General features: G+C 36.5%; 20 protein-coding genes. 11 read left to right on the top strand and 9 right to left on the bottom strand.

The features are described from left to right. On the top strand, window positions 1-1,089 hold the full coding sequence (locus HBN50_RS13905; protein ID WP_273870991.1) for a hypothetical protein: 1,089 nt from the start codon (window positions 1-3) through the stop codon (window positions 1,087-1,089). Window positions 1,090-1,099: 10 nt separating this feature from the next. After that, window positions 1,100-1,459 carry a response regulator gene (locus tag HBN50_RS13900; protein ID WP_273870989.1) on the top strand — a complete coding sequence of 120 codons (360 nt, stop codon included), beginning with the start codon at window positions 1,100-1,102 and terminating at the stop codon, window positions 1,457-1,459. An 18-nt stretch (window positions 1,460-1,477) separates the two neighbouring features. Here HBN50_RS13900 and HBN50_RS13895 read toward each other — a convergent pair whose 3' ends face one another. After that, a complete protein-coding gene (locus tag HBN50_RS13895) occupies window positions 1,478-2,980 on the bottom strand; it encodes an AarF/UbiB family protein (RefSeq protein WP_273870988.1) in 1,503 nt (500 codons plus the stop codon). 173 nt (window positions 2,981-3,153) lie between these two features. On the opposite strand from HBN50_RS13895, the gene HBN50_RS13890 reads away from it, so the two are divergent. Both HBN50_RS13890 and HBN50_RS13885 read left to right on the top strand, forming a co-directional pair. After that, on the top strand, window positions 3,154-4,107 hold the full coding sequence (locus HBN50_RS13890; RefSeq protein WP_273870986.1) for a response regulator: 954 nt from the start codon (window positions 3,154-3,156) through the stop codon (window positions 4,105-4,107). An 18-nt stretch (window positions 4,108-4,125) separates the two neighbouring features. Then, window positions 4,126-6,699, top strand: a complete 2,574-nt coding sequence (locus tag HBN50_RS13885) for a chemotaxis protein CheW (protein ID WP_273870985.1) — start codon at window positions 4,126-4,128, stop codon at window positions 6,697-6,699. 34 nt (window positions 6,700-6,733) lie between these two features. Here HBN50_RS13885 and HBN50_RS13880 read toward each other — a convergent pair whose 3' ends face one another. Next, a complete protein-coding gene (locus HBN50_RS13880) occupies window positions 6,734-7,459 on the bottom strand; it encodes an HD-GYP domain-containing protein (protein WP_273870983.1) in 726 nt (241 codons plus the stop codon). Window positions 7,460-7,694: 235 nt separating this feature from the next. On the opposite strand from HBN50_RS13880, the gene HBN50_RS13875 reads away from it, so the two are divergent. Further along, window positions 7,695-8,819 (top strand): hypothetical protein, encoded by a 1,125-nt coding sequence (locus HBN50_RS13875; protein WP_273870981.1) that lies wholly within the window; start codon window positions 7,695-7,697, stop codon window positions 8,817-8,819. After that, window positions 8,800-9,402 carry a hypothetical protein gene (locus HBN50_RS13870; protein ID WP_273870979.1) on the top strand — a complete coding sequence of 201 codons (603 nt, stop codon included), beginning with the start codon at window positions 8,800-8,802 and terminating at the stop codon, window positions 9,400-9,402. The genes HBN50_RS13875 and HBN50_RS13870 overlap by 20 nt, the downstream gene beginning before the upstream one ends. On the opposite strand, the gene HBN50_RS13865 is transcribed toward HBN50_RS13870, so the two are convergent. Genes HBN50_RS13865 through HBN50_RS13835 form a run of 7 tightly spaced genes read right to left on the bottom strand, consistent with a single transcriptional unit; the run spans window position 9,399 to window position 16,172 of the window. Beyond that, a complete protein-coding gene (locus HBN50_RS13865) occupies window positions 9,399-10,565 on the bottom strand; it encodes a trans-sulfuration enzyme family protein (RefSeq protein ID WP_273870978.1) in 1,167 nt (388 codons plus the stop codon). The genes HBN50_RS13870 and HBN50_RS13865 overlap by 4 nt on opposite strands. Continuing rightward, complete coding sequence (locus HBN50_RS13860) at window positions 10,565-11,947, bottom strand: pyridoxal-phosphate dependent enzyme (RefSeq protein WP_273870975.1); 1,383 nt, start codon at window positions 11,945-11,947, stop codon at window positions 10,565-10,567. The genes HBN50_RS13865 and HBN50_RS13860 overlap by 1 nt, the downstream gene beginning before the upstream one ends. Before the next feature lie 15 nt (window positions 11,948-11,962). Continuing rightward, window positions 11,963-13,180 (bottom strand): glutamate--cysteine ligase, encoded by a 1,218-nt coding sequence (gshA, locus tag HBN50_RS13855; protein WP_273870974.1) that lies wholly within the window; start codon window positions 13,178-13,180, stop codon window positions 11,963-11,965. Window positions 13,181-13,194: 14 nt separating this feature from the next. Next, window positions 13,195-14,268, bottom strand: a complete 1,074-nt coding sequence (locus HBN50_RS13850; RefSeq protein ID WP_273870972.1) for an ArsA family ATPase — start codon at window positions 14,266-14,268, stop codon at window positions 13,195-13,197. Beyond that, the gene (locus tag HBN50_RS13845) at window positions 14,265-15,068 is read right to left on the bottom strand and encodes an ArsA-related P-loop ATPase (RefSeq protein WP_273870970.1); all 804 of its coding nucleotides are present in this window, start codon (window positions 15,066-15,068) and stop codon (window positions 14,265-14,267) included. Before HBN50_RS13845 ends, HBN50_RS13850 begins: the two co-directional genes overlap by 4 nt. A 6-nt stretch (window positions 15,069-15,074) precedes the next feature. Beyond that, window positions 15,075-15,746, bottom strand: a complete 672-nt coding sequence (locus tag HBN50_RS13840; protein WP_273870968.1) for an outer membrane beta-barrel protein — start codon at window positions 15,744-15,746, stop codon at window positions 15,075-15,077. Window positions 15,747-15,788: 42 nt separating this feature from the next. After that, complete coding sequence (locus HBN50_RS13835; protein WP_273870966.1) at window positions 15,789-16,172, bottom strand: polyhydroxyalkanoate synthesis regulator DNA-binding domain-containing protein; 384 nt, start codon at window positions 16,170-16,172, stop codon at window positions 15,789-15,791. 505 nt (window positions 16,173-16,677) lie between these two features. On the opposite strand from HBN50_RS13835, the gene HBN50_RS13830 reads away from it, so the two are divergent. The 5 genes from HBN50_RS13830 to HBN50_RS13810 all read left to right on the top strand — a co-directional run bounded on the left by HBN50_RS13830 (window position 16,678) and on the right by HBN50_RS13810 (window position 22,942). Further along, the gene (locus HBN50_RS13830; protein WP_273870965.1) at window positions 16,678-18,555 is read left to right on the top strand and encodes a tetratricopeptide repeat protein; all 1,878 of its coding nucleotides are present in this window, start codon (window positions 16,678-16,680) and stop codon (window positions 18,553-18,555) included. A 185-nt stretch (window positions 18,556-18,740) separates the two neighbouring features. Then, window positions 18,741-19,163, top strand: a complete 423-nt coding sequence (locus HBN50_RS13825) for a hypothetical protein (protein ID WP_273870963.1) — start codon at window positions 18,741-18,743, stop codon at window positions 19,161-19,163. Between the two features lie 108 nt (window positions 19,164-19,271). Continuing rightward, window positions 19,272-21,041, top strand: a complete 1,770-nt coding sequence (locus HBN50_RS13820) for an ABC transporter substrate-binding protein (RefSeq protein ID WP_273870962.1) — start codon at window positions 19,272-19,274, stop codon at window positions 21,039-21,041. Window positions 21,042-21,089: 48 nt separating this feature from the next. Further along, window positions 21,090-22,031, top strand: a complete 942-nt coding sequence (locus HBN50_RS13815; RefSeq protein WP_273870960.1) for an ABC transporter permease — start codon at window positions 21,090-21,092, stop codon at window positions 22,029-22,031. Between the two features lie 11 nt (window positions 22,032-22,042). Next, window positions 22,043-22,942, top strand: coding sequence for an ABC transporter permease (locus HBN50_RS13810; protein WP_273870959.1), 900 nt, complete (start codon window positions 22,043-22,045; stop codon window positions 22,940-22,942). Window positions 22,943-22,944: the final 2 nt, after the last annotated feature.

The raw sequence follows: 22,944 nt of genomic DNA, 5'->3' as shown, positions 1-22,944 counted from the left end.
ATGTTTTTTGGTGAATATCTATTATCAAAAAATATAATTTCGAGAGGACAATTATTGGAAGTCCTTGCTGATCAAGAAAATAGTACGAAATCAGTCTTCGAAATTATTCAAGGTGAGAGTTTCTTTGAAAAAATGAATCTTTCTAAAGCTATTCATATAATGTATGAGAAGAAGATTTCTTTTTTAAATGCATGTCTAGATGCTGATGTCTTGGCCCAGAATGAATGTGAATCTGTGATTATGAAGATGCAAGAGAGTCGTCCTAACTTTATTGAAATTCTTGTCGAGAAAAGCATTCTCTCTGCTGAAGATATCAATAAGCATTATGAGGAATTTTTAAATGCTGGTGATATACAATCTTCTAAACCTGAATCTTCTATCTCCGCCGAAAGTGATGAGGTTGAAATTAGTGATGCTGCTTTAGAGTCTCTACGTGAATTAGGAATTGATGATTCAAGTTTAAAAGCAGAAGTCTCTGTAGCTAGTGCTTCTTCTGTTAATGAAGAAACTAGTGATGAAGGTGAGATTGAAATAAGTGCCGCTGCCTTGGAATCGTTAAAAGAAATAGGTGGCGTTAGCAGTGATATTTTAAATGAATTAGAAAGTAGTGCAGGCGCATCTACTACTGAGTCGGATAATTCTTCTTCAAATTCGACAGAAATTGAGGGCTTTGTTTCACAATATCTCGATACCTTTACTGATAAAACTTATAAGAAAATGTCCAAAGTTGTAGGGATGATTTATTCAACAGCTGAATCTGGAAGTGATGTTGCAAACATCATGAACAGCCTTTATCGAGAACTCCATATAACAAAAGGAGCAGCTTGCTTAGCTGATCTAAAAATTTCTGAAAAGTTACTAGATGTAACTGAAGAACTTTTAGAGAAGTTATTTAAACTTCCAAATAATGAACTCATAAAATGGGTTAAGGATAACTTAACCTGTCTTGAAGATTGTATTGATATTCTCTGGGACTTAAGAGGAGCAATCCATTCTGCAGGAAATGAACTAGAATTTTGGTCGATTGAAGAACAAAAAATACGTTATACTAATAATATTAAGAAAATTAAAAACTTATTGAATGGCTAGGTGAAGACTTATGAAAATACTTGTAGTTGATGACTCAAAAGCGATTTTTATGATGGTATCGCAAATGTTAGAAGATGGTGGACACGAAGCTGTGTGGGCCGAAGATGGTGTTAAAGCATGTGAGAAACTCGGTGAAATGAGTGATATCGAGTTAATTCTTTTAGACTGGAATATGCCGAATATGAGCGGTGTTGAGTTCTTAGAAAAGAATCAAGCTGAGGAAGTTACAAAAGCTCCAATTGTAATGATGACCACGGAAAATAAACCTGATTATATTAAGCGTGCACTAGAGTTAGGCGCGGTTGAGTACATCATGAAGCCTTTCACAAGTGATATTCTTTTCAATAAAATCGAATTAGTAATTGATTAATTTATGGGCCTTCGGGCCCTATTTTAGTGAAATGTCATATTCTTTATTTTTATCGTCTTTAAAATAAAATAATTGTCCAGGCTTTAAAGAATTGGAGAAAGCTTCTTTAATTACCTCGTTCAAATTAATCTTATTCTTTTCTATCTCTTTCAATGTCGATTCAGAAATATAACTTTCAAGTTCATATAAACAATTAATAGGAAGAGAGACTCTTGCTTTAACTTTCTTGTCTTCAAGAACTTGTATCACAATCGTTTCACTTAGCTTGTGATCTTCAGAATTACTATTGGGAGGGGAGAGCTTGAGAGATTCCAACCAAGGAGTAAAGCTATTTGTAGAATTAAAAAAATGCTCCATATAACAAAGTTTAGTGTCTGATTGCTCAATTACATTAAGTATTCCATAAAGGCTTCGCAAAAATTGGAAGGTCTCACTGCTTCCAGAGCTTCTAAACCACCACTTTAAGTCACCGAGTATAAAGTCGATCTTCTTATTCACATCCCAGTTTTTTAAGGAATAAGCGCCGTAATGTGTAAAAGGTTCAAATAATGTTAATGTTATCATTTTAAGATATGGCTCAATATTTTTCAGTTTCCCCCTATCGAACCCTAGATATGAATAGGCTTCAAGATAATTTATATTCTCTTTTCTAATAACGGATCGTATGAGGAGATAGAGTGCTTTTCTAAATTCAGGTTTTGGTCTAATTGTGTGACCGAAATCTATTAGAAAGATTTCATCTCCTAACAAATAGTTACTGGGATGATTATCTCCTTGAATGAGACCATCTTGAAATAGATTTAATAGATAGTTTTCAAAAATTGCACCAATCGCTTTGGATAACTGTTTGTTAGTTAAGTTTTCAAATTGCTCAATACTTTCACCATTAATCCATTCCATAGCGATAATATTTTCATTTGATAATTCTTCAACAATTGATGGTGTTTTTACGGTTCTCGAAACCGATAGCTTTTTAAATTCCTTTATCGTCTGAGCTTCTCTCTTAAAATCTAATTCAAGTGAAAGTTTCGCTCCAATATCTTGGACAAGTGTCCTCATTTCCATTTCAAATTTCTTATTAATTAAATTACCAAGAAATGAGCCTAGATTTAATAGTTGTAATTGCTCTTTGATCTTCTGATCAATATTTGGAAATTTGATTTTTAATGCAATCTCTCTGTTTTTATATCTGGCCTTAACTACCTGGGCAATAGAACCAAGGAAGATATCATCTGTAAGTTCAATTTCATCGTAGAATTGGGGGAAATTGTCTTTCAAAATAGCTTCAATATCATTTCTTCCAATGGCCAATTTGAGAAAATCGTTTTCGTTAAGTTCATGATCAAAATCAATATCTAAATCAAAATTTTGACCTATCTTTTGGAGAATTCCTTTTTCACTTAAAAATAGCTGAGCAATTGTTCTTTTTGCCTTTTCTTGGATGAGATCGTCACTATTTTCATTTGTTAGGATTTTAATATTTTTCAATAGTTTTAGTGATTTAAATGCCGTTTTTAACAAGCTTACTCCGCATCTTTATCTGAATTTTATTAGGGGGCCACACTATTTTAGCGGATAATATTACTCAGGAAAGTAGGAAAAATTTAATTAAGATTTTCTTATGTAAGTGATTCTTAATCTATTAGAAATTTTAGACGATAAAGACTTTGGAGAACTCACTTTAGGAATGGGAAATGGAAGATAGTACGATACTACATGATTTTATGATTGAAGCGGAAGAGATTATTGAGGAAGCTGAAATCGGACTACTTGAAATGGACAAGGGTTCAGATTTTCAGGACAACTACAACGCTGTCTTTAGGGCCTTCCATAGCTTAAAGGGTGCTGCTGGAATGTTTGGACTTGATGCTCTTCAAAGTCACATGCATAAACTCGAAAGTTTATTTGAAGAAAAAAAGAATGATGGAACCATTGAGAAAGAGCAAATTGATTACTTCTTAAATGGTATTGATGCTGCCAAGCAGATACTTTCAGGAGAAGAGATTGCTTTTCGTCATGTCTCAAATTTTGAAGATCTAAAAAAGGACCCTACTGAACCAATTCAAGAAGAGGTTCTGGTTGCGAAGAAGGAAGAGCTTGCAGAAAAGAAAGAAAAAAAAGAACGTGGATTCATATATATTGTAGATGACGAATCTGAAATCGTTGCTCTTATTAATGATATGCTTAGTGATGCAGGTTATGTAACTAAAACATTTACTAAAGCACAAGACCTTTTAAATTCTCTTGATGGTGAATACCCCGATCTGATCTTATCAGATATTAGTATGCCTGAAATGGATGGAGAGGAGCTACTTGATAAGGTAAGAGAAATTGATCAAGATCTTCCTTTAATTTTCATCTCTGGATTTATTACGAAAGAGATTATGCTTCGTAGTTTAAATAGTGGTGCACAAGGTTTTATTGAAAAGCCAATAAATGAAAATAAAGTTTTAAATATTTGTAATATTCTTATCTCAAGAAAAAGAGCGATGAAGCTTCTCAATCGTTCAATTGATTTCATTATGTATCAATTTAGTGATCTCGACTCTTTTTTGGAACAGAAAGGTAAGGATCGACTACGTATAAGTTTGCGCGATGAACTTCAAACGATTTTGGAAATGAGAAAGCAACTAAAAGATATTCGATAGATTAGTAGGGTAGCGATTATGAATAGTAATTATAAAATTGTTTGTGTTGATGATGAAGTAGAAATTCTTAGTATCTATGAAACGGCGCTAGGGGATCTCCCATACGAGATTGTAACATTTTCTGATCCAAATGAAGCTTCTGATTATGTTGCAGTTCATGCAAACGATATTGTATTTATTTATTCTGATTTTTCTATGCCACAAATGGATGGTTTTGAATTCAGAGAGAAAGTTCTAGAAGCTGGTGGAGATATTCCTTTTGCTCTTGTTACTGGATATTACAATAAAGAAATGGCCACTCGAGGAATGAAGTTAAAAATAATTTCATTTGTCGAAAAGCCATTTAATAGCGATAAATTAATCGAACTTGCCAATGAAAGTATTCCTGCTCGACAAGCTAGTTTAGAAGAAGAAAATGAGATGATACGCTCATTTGTAGAGGAATCATTTCCAATGCTAGAAGAGATCGAGGATCTTATTCTGATTCTCGAAGATGATCCAGAAGATGTCGTTGCACTTAATACATATTTTAGACTTCTTCATACGATTAAAGGAACTTCTTCATGTGTAGGTCTAAAAACAGTTCCTGCATATACTCATAAATACGAAGATCTTGTTGGAAAGTTAAAATCAGGTGAGCAGAAAGTAAATAAGCTAGTTATTGATGTACTTCTTGCTGGACTTGATGAATTAAAAACAATGTATGATTCAATTTCTTCAGGTGCAGGTTCCGAATTTGACATTGAAGAGAAGATTAAAATATTTGATAGAGATTTTACATCGACAGAAGCCGTAGCTGAAAAGGCCATTAAGAAGCAAAGTGTTGGTGAAGCACAAAAAGCTCCTACGCAAGATGAAGAAAAGATTAATGTATTAGTTAGTATCCTAGACAATTTCATGGAACTTTCCGGCGAATTAACTGTTCTTAGGAATATGATTCTTAAAAGTGCTACTAAGATTGAATCTAAATATATGGGAGATCGCGATGTCGATGTTCTCAATGAGTCATTAGAAGAAATGCATAAGGTATCTTCTAAGCTCCAGGTTGAAATTTCTGAAATGCGAAAAGTTTCATTGGAAAATGTTTTTCGTCCTATGAAAAGAGTTGTTAGAGATGCTTCTAAAAACTTAGGTAAAGAAATTGAATTTTTTACTAAGGGGGAGGCCCTAAAAGTAGATACTTCAATTGGTAAAGTTCTCAATAATGCACTCGTACACTTAATTAGAAATGGTATTGATCACGGTATTGAAACACCAGAAGCAAGACTTGAAAAAGGCAAAAGCCAGACGGGTCACTTAGAGCTTAATGCTTATGAAGAAGGTGAAAATATTGTCGTTGAAATTGTCGACGATGGAAATGGACTTGATCCTGAAAAAATTAAAGAGAAGGCCTTAGAGAAAGGTCTTTATGAGTATGATGAATTAGAGCGCATGTCTAAGCATCGCGTTTATAATTTAATATTTGAGCCAGGGTTTAGTACTGCTCAAGTTGTAACCGATATTTCCGGTCGTGGCGTTGGTATGGACATGGTTAAGAGTTCCGTTGTCGATGCTGGTGGAAAGATTTTAATTGATTCTGAAAAAGGAAAAGGTTCAAAGTTTGTTCTCATTTTACCAATTCCAAGATCTGTCCTCATCATGAAGGCCTTGATGGTTGAGTCTGCTGATCAGCACTTCTCTGTTCCTCTTGATAATATTGCTGAAGTTGTAAATTTCGGAAAAGCAAAAGAAATGAGTAAAGTTCAGAATATGGAAGGTTCTTTAGTATTAAGACATCATGAAGAAATAATTCCTCTCGTTGATTTATCAAAGACACTGGGTCTTAGTGATGAATCAAATCTTCGAAATGAAAATGAGATTGTTATTCTAACTGGTGAAGGACTTAAATTTGGAATTATAGTCGAAAATGTTCTTGATATTGAGGAAGTTGTTGTTAAAAAGCTTGTTCACCAATTGAAAAATTGTATTGCCTTTATGGGAACAACTCTTGTTGGTGATGGTGACTTGGCCCTTATTCTCGATCCAAATGGGCTTGCTGAATTGAACGAAATTTCAATAGATGTTGAAGATGAGTCTCTTGAATACAAACGATTTGAAACAGAGCAGGCAGTTGTGAATGAAGAAGAGTATATGCAATTTAACCTTTTCTCGAGAGAGAACTTCTGTATTTCTTTAGATGATGTTTTTAGATTAGAAGAAATTGAAGCCAGTCGAATCTCTTATTCGGGCGAGCTAGCGATCCTTAGATATAGAGAGAAATTTCTCCCAATCATTCATCCTGAAACGCTCTTAGGATTTTCTCCAACATCAGTGCAAGAGGTAGTTGAAAATGATGATATTCTCAATCTCCTCGTTATCGAGAAAAATGAAAAACAATATGGAATACTGGTTTCTAAGATTAATGATATAGGAAAGTCAGATCAAGAGTTACATGACAATACTATTGATAGAGAAGGAATCAAGGGAACAATCTATATCAATGAAAAGACCGTAACGGTACTTGATACAGAATATCTTGTGGCCAATTACAAGAAGATCTCAGTTAGTAAAGAAGTGGAGCAATACGAAGAAAGATTATCAAGAGCATCATAAGGAATAAAAAAGGGAGATTTAAATCTCCCTTTTTTTATGCTGCTTGTTTTTCGAAATCACCATCTATAATAGTTAATTTAAAGGTCTTCTCATCTTTAGCCTCTTCTTTTTGCATGGCCTTGATAAAGTGAACAACGAGCTCTGGATCAAATTGAGAACCTGAGAACTCTTCAAGTTCGTTAAAAGCTACTTCGTAAGGAAGTCCTTTTCGGTATGGTCTCGTTGATGTCATGGCATCAAATGTATCTGCGATTAGGATAATTCTAGAATAGAGGGGGATATCTTCACCTTTAAGTCCATCTGGATATCCTCTTCCGTCATATCGCTCGTGGTGCGATTTAGCATAGAGGGCAATATCTTGAAATGGTTCAAAGTCTTTTAGAATTTCATATGATTTCGTCGGATGACTTTTCATAAGGAGAAACTCTTCTTCAGTTAGTCTTGTCGGCTTTAAAAGAACAGAGTCTGGAACACCAATTTTTCCAATATCATGGAAAAGCGCAGATAATTCGAGATCGTACAGCTCTTCTTCACTTAGACCTAGCTCTTTACCAAGAGTAACACTGTAGTAAGCAACTCTTGTACTATGGCCGTATGTATAGTGATCTTTGCAATCTAGGGCGAGAAGGATACTTCTAGCCGCCATTTCACAAATCTCTTTCTGTTGTCTTTTAAGTGACTCAACTTCTCCTGTTAGTCTCAGTAAAGTGACATTTTTAACGAGCTCAGGAATAGAAATCACATTATTCTTTTTTGTCATATTTATTTAGTCCGGTTACACGTCATAATCTATTTTATCCGCATGTCTAGGGACTTATCGGTTTTATCGGCCATTGCTTGAGTTAAATCATGATTTAAAGCATTTATGGACGAAGTCTTAGGGACTGATTTGCCAAACAAAGATGGCAGTAAATGACGGAAATTATTTACTTAATTTGTCTTTTTTGCTCCTTCTGTTACTCTTAAAAGTACTTATTTATTAGAGTTAGAGGTGCATGTTGAAAAAAAGCGTAAACTTAATTTATCGTGATAAAGACCACGCCAATAGAGCGATTACTTTACTAGAGAAAGCTAATTATGAAGTCATCGACTGGAGACTTCATGAGGTTGCCCTCGATAGACATTTCACAGGTTGCTCCTTCATTATGGCAGATTGTCTCAAGGACCTAACCGTTGAAGAGCTATCACATCATTTTAAAAGTTTTGCTCTCATCGTTTCTGGACAGGAGATTAGTTCTACTGATGTTAAAAAAGCTTGTTCAATTCCAAACTTTCTAAACTTTGTAGATATCGATGGTAATCAACTGTTTTTGGAAAAGGCCTTTGATAATCTTTATAACCTTTCATGTGTCTTAATGATCGAAGATAAAATCGACTCAGCATTAGAAGTTGCCGACAGTGAATTAACAAGAGTGAAAAGACTCTATGAGAAATTCGTTCCAATGAGAACAGATTCTTACAAGGGAATCGATATCTTAAGTAAATTTGCTGCTGGAGAGTCTACTGGTGGTGAGTTCTTTGACTTTTTTGAATCAGAGCGAAAAGTCATCGTTTTCATGTCTAAAAGTAACTCATACTTATTATCAAGTTCAATTCTTATGCAAATGGAATTTTTGAAGGATAAAACAAATTTCAGTGCAGAAGTTTTGAGCGATGTTCTAAAAGAGTTGTTCAACGAATTTGCTCAGGCTCAATCTTCTTCTCGTAAGAACCTAAGATTGGATGTTTGTGCTTTTTGTATTGATAGAGTTTCACTTGATGTCGAAGGATTCATCTTTGGTGACTATGATTGTATCTCAAAGGAAGGTAGGTCATTATTTAGCTCAAATAACTATGAGTTTAGTTCGACATTTCTTGAGGCTGCAAAGTTCCAATCTAAGCTCGAAAGATCAGGGCATTATATCATCTTAAGTCCTGGGGTATTTGCTAATACTGGTAGTGAAGTCGAGGGTAGAGATGTCAGAAGCTTTGTGAATGAGAAATTTGAACAAAATGATGCCAGATCGATTATTAATGAGTTATTCTTTCAAATGAAACGTAATAGAAAATCGAGCTTCCTAGAATTCGATGCGACAGTCATGTCATTAGAGGTAGGTGGAAATGTCATCGTTCAAGTTTAGTACGACAATCATTCTTTTTTTTATGGCCTTAACATCCAATGCGATGTTTTCAGACAATGATTGTATTCAGTCAAATTTTACATCTGAGATCATTCATAAAGCGGATATTTTTGGCCTATTAGAAAGAAAGCTCGTAATAAGCAAAGATGGATGTCAAATCGATATCTCTCATGAGAAGTTTAAGTACTTAAAAAAAACTTGGACGATTGATATTTGTAGAGGACCTGTTCACTTGAAAAAGACTCTTGGTTCTGTTGATGTTATTAAACGAATTGAAATGTGTGATAAGAGTAGGGATGAATTTTGTAAAGAGTACCAAACTCTTAAGAAAATCATTCAAGATGATGGTCTTATTTTTGCTCAAGGGGAAAAAGAGAACTTAAGTTCTGATCACGGTAGAGTGTATTGTAGTTTTCTCGTTTTAAATGCTTATTTAAATGATGGTGTCGTTTTCAATAAAAATTCAGATTTTACGAATCACTTATTTAGAACTTATTCGCCTGATCATCCTGTTGAAAAGAGTCCAACTCAAACTGAGGCAGCTTCTTCTCTTGATCCTAATGCAGCACCTGAAGACTTTTAGATCTTACTAAAGGCCTTGTCTAAATCAGAAATTAAATCATTATAATTTTCAATACCAACAGAAAGTCGTATGAGGTTATCGGTAAGACCGATGGCCTCTCTCGTTTTCTTTGGAACAGAAGCATGAGTCATGATGGCAGGATGCTCAATGAGTGATTCAACTCCGCCAAGAGACTCGGCGAGAGCAAACATTGAAACACTAGAGAGAAATTTCTTACACTTTTTAATATCACCTTTTAGAAAGAAGGTAATCATTCCGCCAAAACCATGCATTTGCTTTTTTGCAAGCTTGTGCTGAGGATGAGATTTTAGTCCTGGATAGATCACTCTTTCTACTTTCGGATGAGACTCGAGCCATTTTGCAACTTTCATTGCATTCTTTTGGTGAGCTTCCATTCTAATGGCCAGGGTTTTCACTCCACGTAAGACGAGCCATGAATCAAAAGGCGATTGGCTAGGTCCTGTCGAGTTCTGTAGAGTCCAAAGTTTTTCGTAAAACTTCTTGTCATTGAGCATGAGTGCTCCTCCAACCACATCACTATGACCATTGATATATTTAGTCATTGAGTGAAGGACGATATCGGCACCTAAGTCGAGAGGATTTTGAAAGTAAGGACTCATGAAAGTGTTATCGACAACAGTCTTTACTTTATTCTTTTTAGCGATCTTCGATATTTTTTGAATATCAGATATTTTTAAAAGAGGATTAGTTGGAGACTCAAGCCAAAGAAGGGCCACAGAGTGTTCCTTGATTGCATTTTCAACATTTGAAATATCAGTTGTATCGATGAAAATGTAATTGTGAATATGATTGAAAACAGTTGTGAAGAGACGGTAAGTCCCTCCATAGACATCATCACTACAAAGAATCGTAGAGCCAACTGGAAGGGCATGCATGATGAGCATTTCACAAGAAAGACCACTCGCTGTGACAAGAGCATGCTTAGCATTTTCTAGCCCCGCTAGACATTCTTCTAGCCTCGTTCTCGTAGGGTTGTGAGAGCGAGAGTATTCATAACCTTGGTGTTTACCAGGGCTCTCTTGAACGTAAGTCGAGGTCTGATAGATAGGGGGCATAATGGCCCCCGTTTCTTTATCTGGATGTCCACCAACGTGAATACATTTTGAAGCGATATCAAGCTTGAGTAGGTCTTTCTTTTTCATTAAATTCTATCTTTCTTAGAGAAGTAATGAAGAACATCAATCTCAGTAAGAATATCTACAAGCTTTCCATTTTCAGTAATAAGAGCAACTTCTTTTTTAAGAAGGGCTTCTGCTACATTTTCAAGGAGTTCGTTTTTATCGACAACTTTGTACTTATTAGAGAAAGCAAGTGAGATGTTGTCATCTCTTTGGAATTCTCCCATAAGAACTGGCTTAACAAGATGCTTTTCAGAAACGAGACCTACGATATCTCCAGCATTATTTAGAACAGGAATTTGAGTAAAACCTTTTCCATCCATCAGAGAGATCGCTTCACCAATTGTCGCGTTGTCTTTAATCGTCTCAACACTATTATTTTTTTCTAGCTCTTGAAGTACATCGGCAATTTGAACATTGAATGAAGCATCAAGGTAACCATTGTCACTCATCCAATCATCGTTATAAATTTTCGAAGCGTATCTATTTCCAGAGTCGTGAAGAAGAACAAGAATCTTTTTTGGAGTCTTTTGCTTTTGTGCATATTTAATGGCCCCACAAATCGCAGCACCTGCTGATCCACCAGCATAGATCCCTTCGTATTTAAGAAGTTTTCTTGTCATAAGAAATGATTCTTTATCTCCAACGATTTCAAAGTCATCAATAACACTGAAATCGTAGTTTTCTGGAATAAAGTCTTCTCCAACACCTTCAAGAACGTATGAGTGAGCCTCACAGATTTCACCTGTCTTGTGGTAGTGAGCAATAATTGATCCAACACAGTCGATCCCTACGATCTCTACATTTGGCATTTTCTCTTTAAAGAATTTTCCACAACCTGTGATTGTTCCACCTGTACCAACACCGGCCATGAAAACATCGAAATCACCTTGAGTTTGTTCAAACATCTCAGGTGCTGTCCAATTGTAGTGAGTATTTCTATTGTGAAGGTTATCGTATTGGTTAACATAGAAAGAATTTGGAATTGTATCCGCTAGTCTTTTAGAAACCGAATAATATGATCTTGGATCTTCAGGTTCAACGTTTGTTGGACAAACAACAACCTTCGCTCCAAATGCTCTTAGGTTATCGATTTTTTCTTTTGATTGCTTGTCTGCAAGAACGAAAATACATTTATAACCATGAATTGCGGCCCACATCGCTAGACCAACACCAGTGTTACCTGATGTCCCTTCGATGATTGTCCCACCTGGCTTAAGTTTTCCTTCTTTGACTGCTTGATCAAGCATATAGGCACCGATACGGTCTTTTGTTGATCCACCTGGGTTCATGTACTCAAGTTTCACATAGACTTCTGAATCGATGTCTTTTGTTACGTGATTAAGTTTTACAATTGGAGTTCCTCCAATAGCTTCAAGTACGTTTGGTTTAGCACCTTTCATCATAATATTTCTCCCTCTCTAAACTGTGAGTTCTTTTAATTCGTAGCAACTGGCAAGAGTTGAAAGTCTGGCAACAATTGAATAGACCGCTTCTTTACATTTATGGTCTTGATTCTCGCGGATTTCACTGATGCAGAACTTCTTGAAAACCATACCACGACTATTGAGGTTTGCCTTACTATCTCTTTGCGAATTTGCGCGCATAAAACCGCCAACACTGTGGCCATCAACAAGATATATTGCAACTTCTGCTGGCATATCTTCATATTTAAGAGTCGTTTCAACACCTTCTTGAACAAGGATTGTTGTGAACTTTATCTTGTTCTTTCCTACATCCATTTTGTTGCGCCCTTTGCGGTTCATTTCAAGAATCTCTTGTCCAGAAGAGACGACACTAATTCCCATGCCATAAGTTCCTTGGGAAGCCTTTACAAAAGCATTCGTCCCATCAGGTAGGGGAGAGAGAAGCTCATCCACTGCACTGGCAATTTTCTCAAGGCCTTGTTTTCCAGAAAAGTCGACTTCTTCAACTTTCTTAAAACGAGCTTCCAGAAGATCAGGATTGATTGAGAATTTTGAAGCAAACTCTTGTACAACTTTATTGTAATACTCAAAGTGCATAATTTTTTGGCGGGCAAACCAACCAATTTTTGGACTTGGGTGAATGGGAGTTTTGATTTCATTCCAGTTGGCTTCAATTGGATCTGATTGGTCGTTATTTAAAACGACGAAATCAACTATTTGATCTCCCGCGAGAAGCTCTCCATTTTCATTGAAGCGACCTTTGTGGATAACGACATCGTATCCTGATGCACTAACGAGTTCTAGTGTTTCACTTTCAAAAAGAGTTTCATCAAGCGAAACAAAGAGTAGTTCATAGCCAGCATCACGAATCGCCTTACCGAGAATAGCGATATTGTCTAAGTAGAAAGTGTTCTTAGTATGCGATTCAGGAAGAATCGCTACAGTCTTGGCCCCTGGGCTCTTTTCTTTGATCGTTTTGCCAAATGCATTTGTCGCTGCATCGAGATCAAGCATACATAAATTATTAAAACCTGCCGGATAGATGTTGTGATCTACTGGCGCAAATTTAGTCTTACTTTCACGAATATCAACACTTGAATAAATAGGCCTTGGTAGTCCATTCATTTCTTGATCAAGATATTCGTTAATGTTGTTCCAATTTTCTGTGACGAAGTGTTCAAGTTCTTCTTTGTTGTTGATTTGATAGCTCATGTGTCATCCCTTTTTTATTGGGGCGACTCCCATTGTGACCATGCTTTTGATAGTTCTTGGACATGCTCTTCAGGAGTGGGCCCTAAAACTTCTGGAAAATCCAGAGTTTTGGCAAACGATTGGTGTGCCATTTGTTTTAACCTATTTTCTCGCTCTAGCATAGTCTTCTTAACATGAGTTAGTGTCCGAGAATTGTCAGTTTTCCATTGGTTTAAATAAGGGCTTAAGCATTTATTGATTGCGAGATAGCTATCTTCGTGAAGAAATATTTTTGCATGGTGTTGCAGGTCTTTTGCCTCGTTAATTTTATTCTGTTCAGCAGAGGTTACAAGGTACCAATTAGATGTGCTTTTTTTCGTTAGGCCCTCTTGGAAATCTAAGGCATAGAGGAATTGATCTTTGTTTTTGTAAAGAGCAACGATAGCATCAACAAATGTATTAACAAAGTCAGGTCCCGTTACCTTTTCAAGATAGCTCAAAAGTTTTTTAATTCCAGAAGATACAATAAGACCCATAATCTTCTTTGCCTTCGATGGTTTATTTTCAAAATTCTTTCCTAGAAACTTGAAAATATCGACAAAACTTGAATCAAAAAATTGTTTGATTTTATGAGAGGCATCTAAAAAGTCGAGAAAGTGTTTTCCTGGAGGAGTGTCGAGTATGATCGTATCATAGATCTTTTGGTTTAGTTGGTATTGAACTTCAACAGTGGCCAAAATCTCATTCATTCCACCATGAGGGCGCGAGAGAATTTTAATAATTCTATTCTCAAATTCTTTTTCGGTCTTAGATTGTTCTCCGAGTCTTTTGAGAGTTTTGGCCGGATTCATAAGAAGGGCGTCGAGAGTTTTTTCACCGTAACCTTCTCCAAAGATAGAGAGCGGGACAGTGGCTGTTTCACCTGCAGATGACTCTTCAAGGTGGAGAATCTGTTTCAATCTTCTTGCAGGATCGATTGTAATAAGCAGAACTTTTTTTCCAATCGACGCTAAAAAAAGTGCTCTAGAAGTAGCAAGAGTTGTTTTTCCAACTCCACCAGTTCCACAGAAAATCTCAATTGGCTTATTATTTTTTAGTTCGAAACTCAAAGTATCTCTCCCAGTTTTAGGGAAATCTCTTTAACGACTTCAGAACTATTGTTATTAAAATAATGAGGTAGCTCTAATTTCTTTGTCTCTTTTAGTGTTGCTGAAACCTCTTGTTCAAGTTGAAGTTTCGTTAACATAAACTCTGGAAGCTCATCTTTATTCTCAATAATTTCCTGAGAAAGGCTGTAAATATCGTTGGCAATGACATTTGTATCTTTAAAACCAAGCGACTGAATTGACTTTTGTAATTCTACAGCTTCAGTTACGGCCATCAGGCTTGGTAGTGAAAGAATTGAAATTGAAAAGTTATTATCTCCAGCTATAAAACGTTCCATACGCATTATATCTTCAACAATGAGTCCTGAGCCGAACATATCTTTAAAGTTAAAGGGAGATTCAAGCATTGTTAAAGCGTGTCCAGAAGAAGGACTGTCTAAAACAATGGTTAGATCGGGATCAGATTCTAAAAGGTCGATCATATGACCTAATAAGATCATGTTGGCGAGACCAGGAACCATTTTAAAAAGGGAAGAGAAGAAAGGAGTCTTCATAATCCAGCTAGCAATTGTTTTAGAGTTCAGTTTTCTCGCAATATATTCGAGGGCCGAGTCTTCAATATTGAGATCGAGAGTCGGTATATTCAACTTTTTTAGAGTTTCTCGATTTTGAGCTTGGTCGAAATCTGAATAGAAAACTTTTTTACCTTGCTGGTGGAGATGAAGAGTCATGGCCTCGGCAAGAGTTGTTTTTCCCACACCACCTTTACCGGTGAAAATGTAGATTCTAGCTTGCGAGGCCATCGTTCCTTAGAACTTGTAGAAGCAAGTCATCATGAGCTTGTGATAAGCTCCTTCAACTTCTTCTTGATTTTCTTGGCTAACATCAAATGGATTGTGAAGGTGGGCCATAACTCCAACAGTAAATCTGTTGTTAAGTTCTAGATCAATCCCAGCTCCAAAGTGGTATCCAAAGACAACCTTCGACTCAGAATCCATGAGCTCATCAGCTTGCATTCTTCTTACTTTTGGTTGGTAGAAACCTAGACCACCGTAAACAAATGGTGAGAAGGCATCCATCTGGAAAACCTTTCCTTTAATACCAAGGGCAACTCCAGAGAGTTCTACTTTTCTTCCTTTGAATTTGTGAGAAGAGTAGTGGGCATTGGCCATGAAATCAAATGAGTAACTTGCAGAGTAGTTATAGAAGAGATCAAAAGTGATTTTATCATCACCATTGTCATCAAAATCACCTGCAAGGAATGTTTGACCTATACCTAGACCAGCAGAATGAACTTTAAGCTTGCCAGGAATACGGCGCTCAGCTCTGCGTTTGGCGTCTTTTACATCAGATTTAACCTGCTCGGCTTTATTTCCTGAAGTAAGACCTTTGATCGTTGGTTTGGCAAAAGAAACGCCTGCACAAAGAATGAAGGCAGGCGTTATGATATTTTTTAGAACTTTGTTTGTCTTTTTTAACATATTGAAAACACTCGACTAAAAACTAATAATATTAAGATAATATTAGTTCAAAGTGCTCGGTGTTTCAATAGAAGAGTTTAGTTCTGTATTTGCTTGGAAAGCATTGAACTCGTTAACTTCTGGAGTAACTTCAGTTGAAGTACCTTCAAGACCTCTAATGTGTCCTGTAAATGTCCCTTCTTCTGAACGGATAACTCTTTTAAGAAGATCTACATCACCAGCTTTAGTCGATTTCTTTTCTTGATCAAAAAGAAGTTGAATTTGAGTCATGTATGTAATGTCGTTCTTAGTCTTGTTATCGATTACTTGAATCTCGTGACCTTCTCTGATGATCTGAGCGATCTCTTCAAGAGTCACATAGCAGCTTTGATGAGTGTCATAAAGCTTACGGTTTTGGTATCTTTTGATAATTCTAACGTCGTTCATTTCCTTCCCCTATGTCGAAAGATTTTATCCTAAAAACGAAATTACTAAATATATGTTTAGTAGTAGCTAACCCCGCGAACATTAGATAGCATGTAGTGCTTACTGTCGAAAGCGAAGTGTATAATTTTCAATTCACACCTGTAAAAAGAACTCGCTAAGAAATTCTTTAGATTTCATATAGTTACAGCTCACCTAGAGCCACTAAATAAATCAACACGATCCTTTTGTTTGGCGCCCCAATGATTAGCAGTTTTGCGAGAATACTGTCAAGATCAAATGGAGGCTTTTTTCTTACACCGCATCAGATTTTTTTATTATTGCGTTAAAAACAGCTATTTACACAAGATTGACATGGAATTGAAATGTTTCCTTGGTTTTGGTGTTAGAATAAAACCTGAGTAAAAGCCTTTGGAATGGCGCGCTACAAGCTAAAGAAAAGGGTTAAGTTTGATAGGATTTGGTCGAAAAGCATACATGGAATCCGCTTATGGCCAAAGGGAATTGGATGCATTTTAAGACAAAAATCGAAAAATCAATTAAATTCACATCACTTCTTCTTATTGCAGTTGGCTGCTCAGGCCTTCAGTCAAACAAGAGTGAAAGTCTAAAAACTCCAGATCTTAAATCTAAGGCCGAAGTGAAGAGAAATATCGTTCAACAGTCTTGGGAGAGTGTCGATTATGGACTCTCAAAAGTTGTTGAAGAGGCCAGAACACAAGGACCTCCAGCGGTTAAATTTCTATCGGGTGATTTATTTATTAAGGGAAGTGACGCTTCGGTTCGTGGAGACTCGAAAGCGGCTTCAATTATCTTTAAGCATGTCTATGCATTAAATCCAAAAGATACTTATATTGGAAAGCGCTATGCAGTTGAGCTTATTCGCTCGGGCCAAATGGATGAAGCGAAAAAACTTCTCGTTCGTTTACAGAAAGAGAGACATTTTGATGAAACACTCTCACTTATTTTAGCAGGTGTTTATACTGCGACAAATGATGCGGAGCTTGCACAGAAAACTTATAAAGAAATACTTACTAAAGATAAGGGCAATGAAGAAGCTTGCGTCTTTCTTGCTAAGTCCTATGCTATCGATAAGGCCTATAAGAAGGCAATGAGCCTTTTATCGAAGTGTCAGAAACATGAAAGAAAAGCAATTTTCTCTTACTATAAAGGAAAGATTGCTGTAACTGAGAAGAAATTCGAAAGAGCAGCGAAATACTTTCGTGAAGCTTTAAAAGTAGATCCAGATTATTACCAAGCTGTTAATGCACTTGGAATTTACTATGAAGAAAAAGGTGACTCAAAAAGAGCACAGAAACTTTATACTGAATTCTTAAAGAGAAATAAGAATAGCTATAGTGTACTTTCTCGCATGGTGAATCTGCTATTTGAAGAAGGGAAGATAAGAGAAGTCATTCCTTATGCTGAAAGACTATCTAATTTAGACTCAAATGATCTAAACCTAAAGGTTCGCCTAGGGATTCTCTATACTGACGCTAGAAGATATGATGATGCTAAAGGTGTCTTTAAAGAGATTCTCGCTTCAGTACCTGATTCAGATAAAATTCTTTACTACCTAGGTTCTCTCTATCAACAAACAAAAGAATTTGAAAAATCTCTTGAATACTTTAACCGTATTCCTGAAACGAGCAGTCTTTATATGGATAGTTCGCTTCAAATTGCTCAGATTCTCAATGTTTTTGCACATAGAGATATGGAAAAGGGAGAAACGGCAGAGATTGATCGCTTCAAATCATTTGTTGAAAAGAAAGCCGGTGCTCACGCTGAACTTAAAGTTGAGATGAAAGTGATTCTCGCTGGTTTTTATGAAAATAATCATCAGCTTGCAGAGGCCATTAGCGCTGTTGAGTCTGTAAAAACAGAGAAAGACTTTAATGAAGGTCACGATTACTATCTTGCAGCTCTTTATGAAAAGAATAATGAGTTCTTAAAAGCTAGAACAATTATTAAAAGAATGTTGGAACTCAATCCAAATAATGCAAATGCACTTAACTTTCTTGGTTACTCAATGCTAGAGCGCGGTGATGATTTGAAAAAGGCATTTGAGTATATTGCTAAAGCCGTTCAGCTTAAACCTGATGATGGCTATATTCGTGACTCTTTAGGATGGTACTATTACAAAACAGGCAATATTAAGAAGGCATACCGCGAAATTAAGAAAGCGTGGAAGTTAGTAGATAAATCAGACTCAGTTATCTCCAAACACCTTGCCATGATCTATAAAGAAATGAAAAAATACGATCAAGCGAAGAAATATTATGTGGAGGCATTAAGAAATTGCAAACTCGATTCAGAAAAAGCAGATGTAATCAAAGAACTAGAAGCACTAGAGAACTTGCGTCTTCCTGCTTCAATCGAGGACTAATTCTTACTGGCCTTCTTTTCATCCAATCATGTACTCAATTTACTATTAAAGAGCCCCTAGATATACAGAAGGGGCTTTCTTATTTTTGCTCTAACCAAGAAGGAAAGGGACGAGTTTCCTACAAAGACAGTAAACAGGTCTTTTCCTATGAAACGTTCTTAGAAAAAGAAAAGTCTCTTTGGGCCATGTCGGTCTTTTTTCCCTTACATGGAGAAGAGGATATTGAAATTTCACTCGATCCTAAAAAACAATTCGTGAAAGGCTCATTTCCAGCAACAATCAAAAAGCTAAGTGGAAGCGAAAAGAAAAAGGCCATGATCTTTTTAAAAGAACTCAATTCATTTATCCGCTTACTTCAAAGTCCGAAACTTGCAATTTGCAAGGAGAGTGACTCGTGTACTTTTGAAAATAAGGTTTATGTGCTGAGTCAAGATAAGAAGAGTTTTGCTTTGAGTCGTAGTCTCGCTCTTGGAAAATTTGAAGTTAAACTAGAAAATCTCAACGCTACGCATGCCGAAAAAATCGATATTAAATATTTTGACTCTAACCAGGATTGGCGTTCCTCCCTTCGTTTAGAGCTTCTCATGTCGAAATGCTATGCGCAATAAATGGCGCACGGTTTCCTAACACTAATATTTTCAGTGGAAAAAAGGTGACTTTTTTTATATAGATTCCTAATTGTTCTTTATTGAACCAAAACTTCATGGGGATGAGATATGAGAAATTTGAAAAACTTGAGCTTTCTTGCTCTTTCACTTCTACTTACTCTTGGGTTCCAATCTTGTACTAAGAAACAAAACCTAGATGAGAAAGTACTTAACTTAGCAGTTACTGCTGAAATCAAAGGTCTAGATCCAATCTATGCCAACGACCTTTACTCTTCAAGCGAAGTTGCTCGTGTTTACGAGGGGCTCCTTGAGTATCACTACTTACAGAGACCATACACTCTTACACCAAACCTTGCTGAAGCAATGCCAACAGTTTCAGAAGATGGTCTAACGTATACTTTTAAAATTAAACAAGGTGTTCTTTTTCATGACGATGCAGCTTTTCCAGAAGGAAAAGGACGTGAACTCGTTGCTGAAGACTTCGTTTACTCAATCAAAAGACTTGCAGATCCAAAACTTCAAGGACTTGGTTGGTGGATGATCGACGGTAAAATTGCTGGCCTTAATGAGTGGCGTGCAAAAAATGCTGAAAAAGATTCAGTTGATTACAGCGAGAAAATTGAAGGTCTTCAAGCACTAGATAAGTATACACTTCAATTTAAACTTACAAAGCCATTTCCACAATTCCTTTACTCTCTTGCAATGCCATTTACATTTGCAGTTGCAAAAGAAGCGGTTGAAAAATATGGAAAGGAATTTATTAACCACCCAGTTGGTACAGGACCATTTGTTCTTCCTGTTTACCAACAGTCTAATAAGATTGTTTATACAAAGAACCCAAATTTTAGAAAGAAACTTTTCCCAACAGGTGCTTCTGAGCAATTCAAAGAAATTGAAGCAGCTAACAAGGGTAAGACTCTTCCTCTAGTTGAAAAAGTAATTGTAAACTTAATGAAAGAATCTCAACCAAGATGGCTTAACTTCCAAAAGGGAAGAATCGACTATATCTCGGTTCCTAAGGATAACTTTGATTCTGCAATTACTCCTGACAATGGACTAACAGGTAACCTTGCAAAGCTTGGAATTGAACTTGCTATTCTTCCATCACTAGATGTTACTTACACTGCGTTCAACCACGATCTAAAGCTTTTCCAAAATGTTAACTTGAGACGTGCCATGGCCCTTGCTGTTGATGTTCATGAGTCAAATAAACTTTTCTACAATGGAAAGTCTCTTCCAGCTCAGTCAATCGTTCCTCCGGGAATTGCTGGTTACGAGAAAAACTTTACTTCTCCTTATAGAGAAAAAGACCTAGAAAAAGCAAAAGCACTTTTAGCAAAAGCTGGATACCCTGAGGGTAAAGGTCTTCCAGAGATTACTTACGACTGTCCAAGTTCAACAGTTTCAAGACAGCAAGCAGAGCACTTTAAAAAGCAAATGGCTGAACTTGGAATCAACATCAAAGTTATCCAAAATACTTGGCCAGAGCTTCAAAAGAAAATTCAAAAGCGTTCTATCCAGATGTGGGGGATTGCTTGGGGTGCAGACTATCCAGATGCTGAAAACTTTCTTCAACTTCTATATGGACCAAACAGAGCACCAGGTGCAAACGGTTCAGGATACGATAATGCTGATTTCAACAGACTTTTCGAAAAAGCAACAGTTATGCAAGATTTACCTGAGAGAACAGCTCTTTATGAAAAGCTAAATAGAATGGCAGCTGAAGAAGTCCCTCTTATTTACGGTGTTCACAGACAAAACTTTACTGTTAAGCATAGCTTTCTTAAAAACTTTATCCCTACTGACTTTGACGCTGGTCAAGCTCAGTATCTTGATATTGATCTAAAAGCTAAAGCTGAGGTCCTAAAGAAACTTTAGGGCCTAACGGCTATTTTAAAATATCGTTAACGCGACAAAGGTGAACATGTGAACATTTGGTCATACATTTTTCGAAGAATTTTATACGTTATCCCAGTAATCCTGGGTGTATGTTTTATTATCTTCTTTATCTTCAACGTCTGTGCTCCTGATCCGGCGCAGTCCTTATTAGGAAAACATGCGACTCTTCAGCAAATGGAAGAAGTTAGACGTGAGTTAGGATTGAATAAACCATACTGGGAACAATATATTGATATTGTTAAGTCAGCTTTTACTTTTGACTTCGGACGCTCTTGGCAAACGAAACAAGAGATTATCGAAATGATTAAACTCGGAGCTGTACCTTCAATGACAATGACTGTTCCAGCGTTTGTTATTTCTACGATTTTGGCCATTATCATTTCACTGATGGTTTCATTCTTTAGAGGATCTGCTCTCGACCGTGTAACTGTTATTACATGTGTCGCACTTATGAGTATTCCGTCACTTGCCTACATTCTCTTTGGTCAGTGGTTCTTTGCTTATGAGTTAGGGCTGTTTGAGATTTCAGGATATGAGTCAGGATTTCCTTACTTTGTTCCTTATATCATTCTACCTGTAACGATTTGGGTTTTTCTTGCGATTGGTCCAGATGTTCGTTTCTTTAGAACTGTAATGCTTGATGAAGTTTACCAGGACTATGTAAGAACAGCGCGTGCTAAAGGATTGAGTGAAAAGAAGATTCTTTTCAAGCACATTCTAAAAAATGCAATGATTCCAATTATTACTTATGTCATTATTCAAATACCATTTTTGATTTTAGGAGCTCTTCTATTAGAGAGTTTCTTTTCAATTCCTGGTCTTGGGGCAATGACAATTACTGCGGTTAACGCATCTGATTTCCCAGTAATTAAGGCCATGACAGTATTATCTGCTGTCGCTTATATTATCTTTACGATCATTACTGATGTTCTCTACACAGTTGTTGATCCAAGAATTCGTCTTAAATAAGGAGAGAGAAGATGTCTGTAGCTGTAGCTGAAAAATTGACGACAGAAAAGAAAATCGCAGATTCCAAATCTCTTTGGGGACATGCTTGGGATACACTGAAGAAAGATAGAATTGCAATTGTATCACTTACAATTGTTACTCTTTATGCACTTATTGCACTTCTATCTGGACTAGGGATTGTTGCTGGTGATTGGGCCCAAGAAGTAGGTTCTTCTTATATGCCACCATCTGCTGAGCACTTTCTTGGAACAGATATTTTTGGTCGTGATGTTGTTTCTAAAGTTTTAAAGGGAACAGAAGTGGCGATGTCTGTAGGGCTTATCTCTGCGACTATTGCTGTTACAATTGGTGTTGTTCTAGGAGCAACTGCTGGTTACTTTGGTGGTAAAATCGATGAGTTCATCGTTTGGTTTTACACTGTTTTTACATCTATTCCATATATCATGCTTCTTGTTGCGATTACTTATGTTCTAGGGAAGGGTTTAACTTCGGTTTATCTTGCTCTAGGTTTAACAACTTGGGTAAACGTATGCCGCCTCATTCGTGGTGAAGTTATGAGACATAAGGAAAGAGAATATGTTCAAGCTGCTGCCTCTATTGGTGGTGGAAACTTTAGAAAGCTCTTTAGACACATTCTTCCAAACGTGTTTCATATTGTTATTATTCAATTTTCTCTTCTTTTTCAAACGGCGATTAAATCAGAGGTAATCCTCTCTTACCTTGGACTAGGTGTTCAAGGGCGTCCAAGTTGGGGAACGATGATTGATGATGCAAAACTTGAGCTTGCTAGGGGAGTATGGTGGCAATTAGCTGGAGCAACACTTGCTATGTTTGTCGTTGTTCTTTCTTTTAACCTTTTAGGGGATGCCCTAAGAGATGCACTTGATCCAAAGCTTAAAGGTAAATCATAAAT

Origin of the sequence: Halobacteriovorax sp. GB3, assembly GCF_028649655.1 — a bacterium.
Lineage (GTDB): Bacteria > Bdellovibrionota > Bacteriovoracia > Bacteriovoracales > Bacteriovoracaceae > BSW11-IV.
The sequence above is the reverse complement of the archived record's forward strand: the minus strand, read 5'-3'. Positions and strand labels throughout refer to the sequence as shown.

Coding starts and splice junctions, on each gene's coding strand:
- HBN50_RS13905 (WP_273870991.1), top strand. CDS start 1: ATGTTTTTTGGTGAATATCTATTATCAAAAAATATAATTTCGAGAGGA.
- HBN50_RS13900 (WP_273870989.1), top strand. CDS start 1,100: ATGAAAATACTTGTAGTTGATGACTCAAAAGCGATTTTTATGATGGTA.
- HBN50_RS13890 (WP_273870986.1), top strand. CDS start 3,154: ATGGAAGATAGTACGATACTACATGATTTTATGATTGAAGCGGAAGAG.
- HBN50_RS13885 (WP_273870985.1), top strand. CDS start 4,126: ATGAATAGTAATTATAAAATTGTTTGTGTTGATGATGAAGTAGAAATT.
- HBN50_RS13880 (WP_273870983.1), bottom strand. CDS start 7,459: ATGACAAAAAAGAATAATGTGATTTCTATTCCTGAGCTCGTTAAAAAT.
- HBN50_RS13875 (WP_273870981.1), top strand. CDS start 7,695: ATGTTGAAAAAAAGCGTAAACTTAATTTATCGTGATAAAGACCACGCC.
- HBN50_RS13870 (WP_273870979.1), top strand. CDS start 8,800: ATGTCATCGTTCAAGTTTAGTACGACAATCATTCTTTTTTTTATGGCC.
- HBN50_RS13865 (WP_273870978.1), bottom strand. CDS start 10,565: ATGAAAAAGAAAGACCTACTCAAGCTTGATATCGCTTCAAAATGTATT.
- HBN50_RS13860 (WP_273870975.1), bottom strand. CDS start 11,947: ATGATGAAAGGTGCTAAACCAAACGTACTTGAAGCTATTGGAGGAACT.
- gshA (WP_273870974.1), bottom strand. CDS start 13,180: ATGAGCTATCAAATCAACAACAAAGAAGAACTTGAACACTTCGTCACA.
- HBN50_RS13845 (WP_273870970.1), bottom strand. CDS start 15,068: ATGGCCTCGCAAGCTAGAATCTACATTTTCACCGGTAAAGGTGGTGTG.
- HBN50_RS13840 (WP_273870968.1), bottom strand. CDS start 15,746: ATGTTAAAAAAGACAAACAAAGTTCTAAAAAATATCATAACGCCTGCC.
- HBN50_RS13835 (WP_273870966.1), bottom strand. CDS start 16,172: ATGAACGACGTTAGAATTATCAAAAGATACCAAAACCGTAAGCTTTAT.
- HBN50_RS13830 (WP_273870965.1), top strand. CDS start 16,678: ATGCATTTTAAGACAAAAATCGAAAAATCAATTAAATTCACATCACTT.
- HBN50_RS13825 (WP_273870963.1), top strand. CDS start 18,741: ATGTCGGTCTTTTTTCCCTTACATGGAGAAGAGGATATTGAAATTTCA.
- HBN50_RS13820 (WP_273870962.1), top strand. CDS start 19,272: ATGAGAAATTTGAAAAACTTGAGCTTTCTTGCTCTTTCACTTCTACTT.
- HBN50_RS13810 (WP_273870959.1), top strand. CDS start 22,043: ATGTCTGTAGCTGTAGCTGAAAAATTGACGACAGAAAAGAAAATCGCA.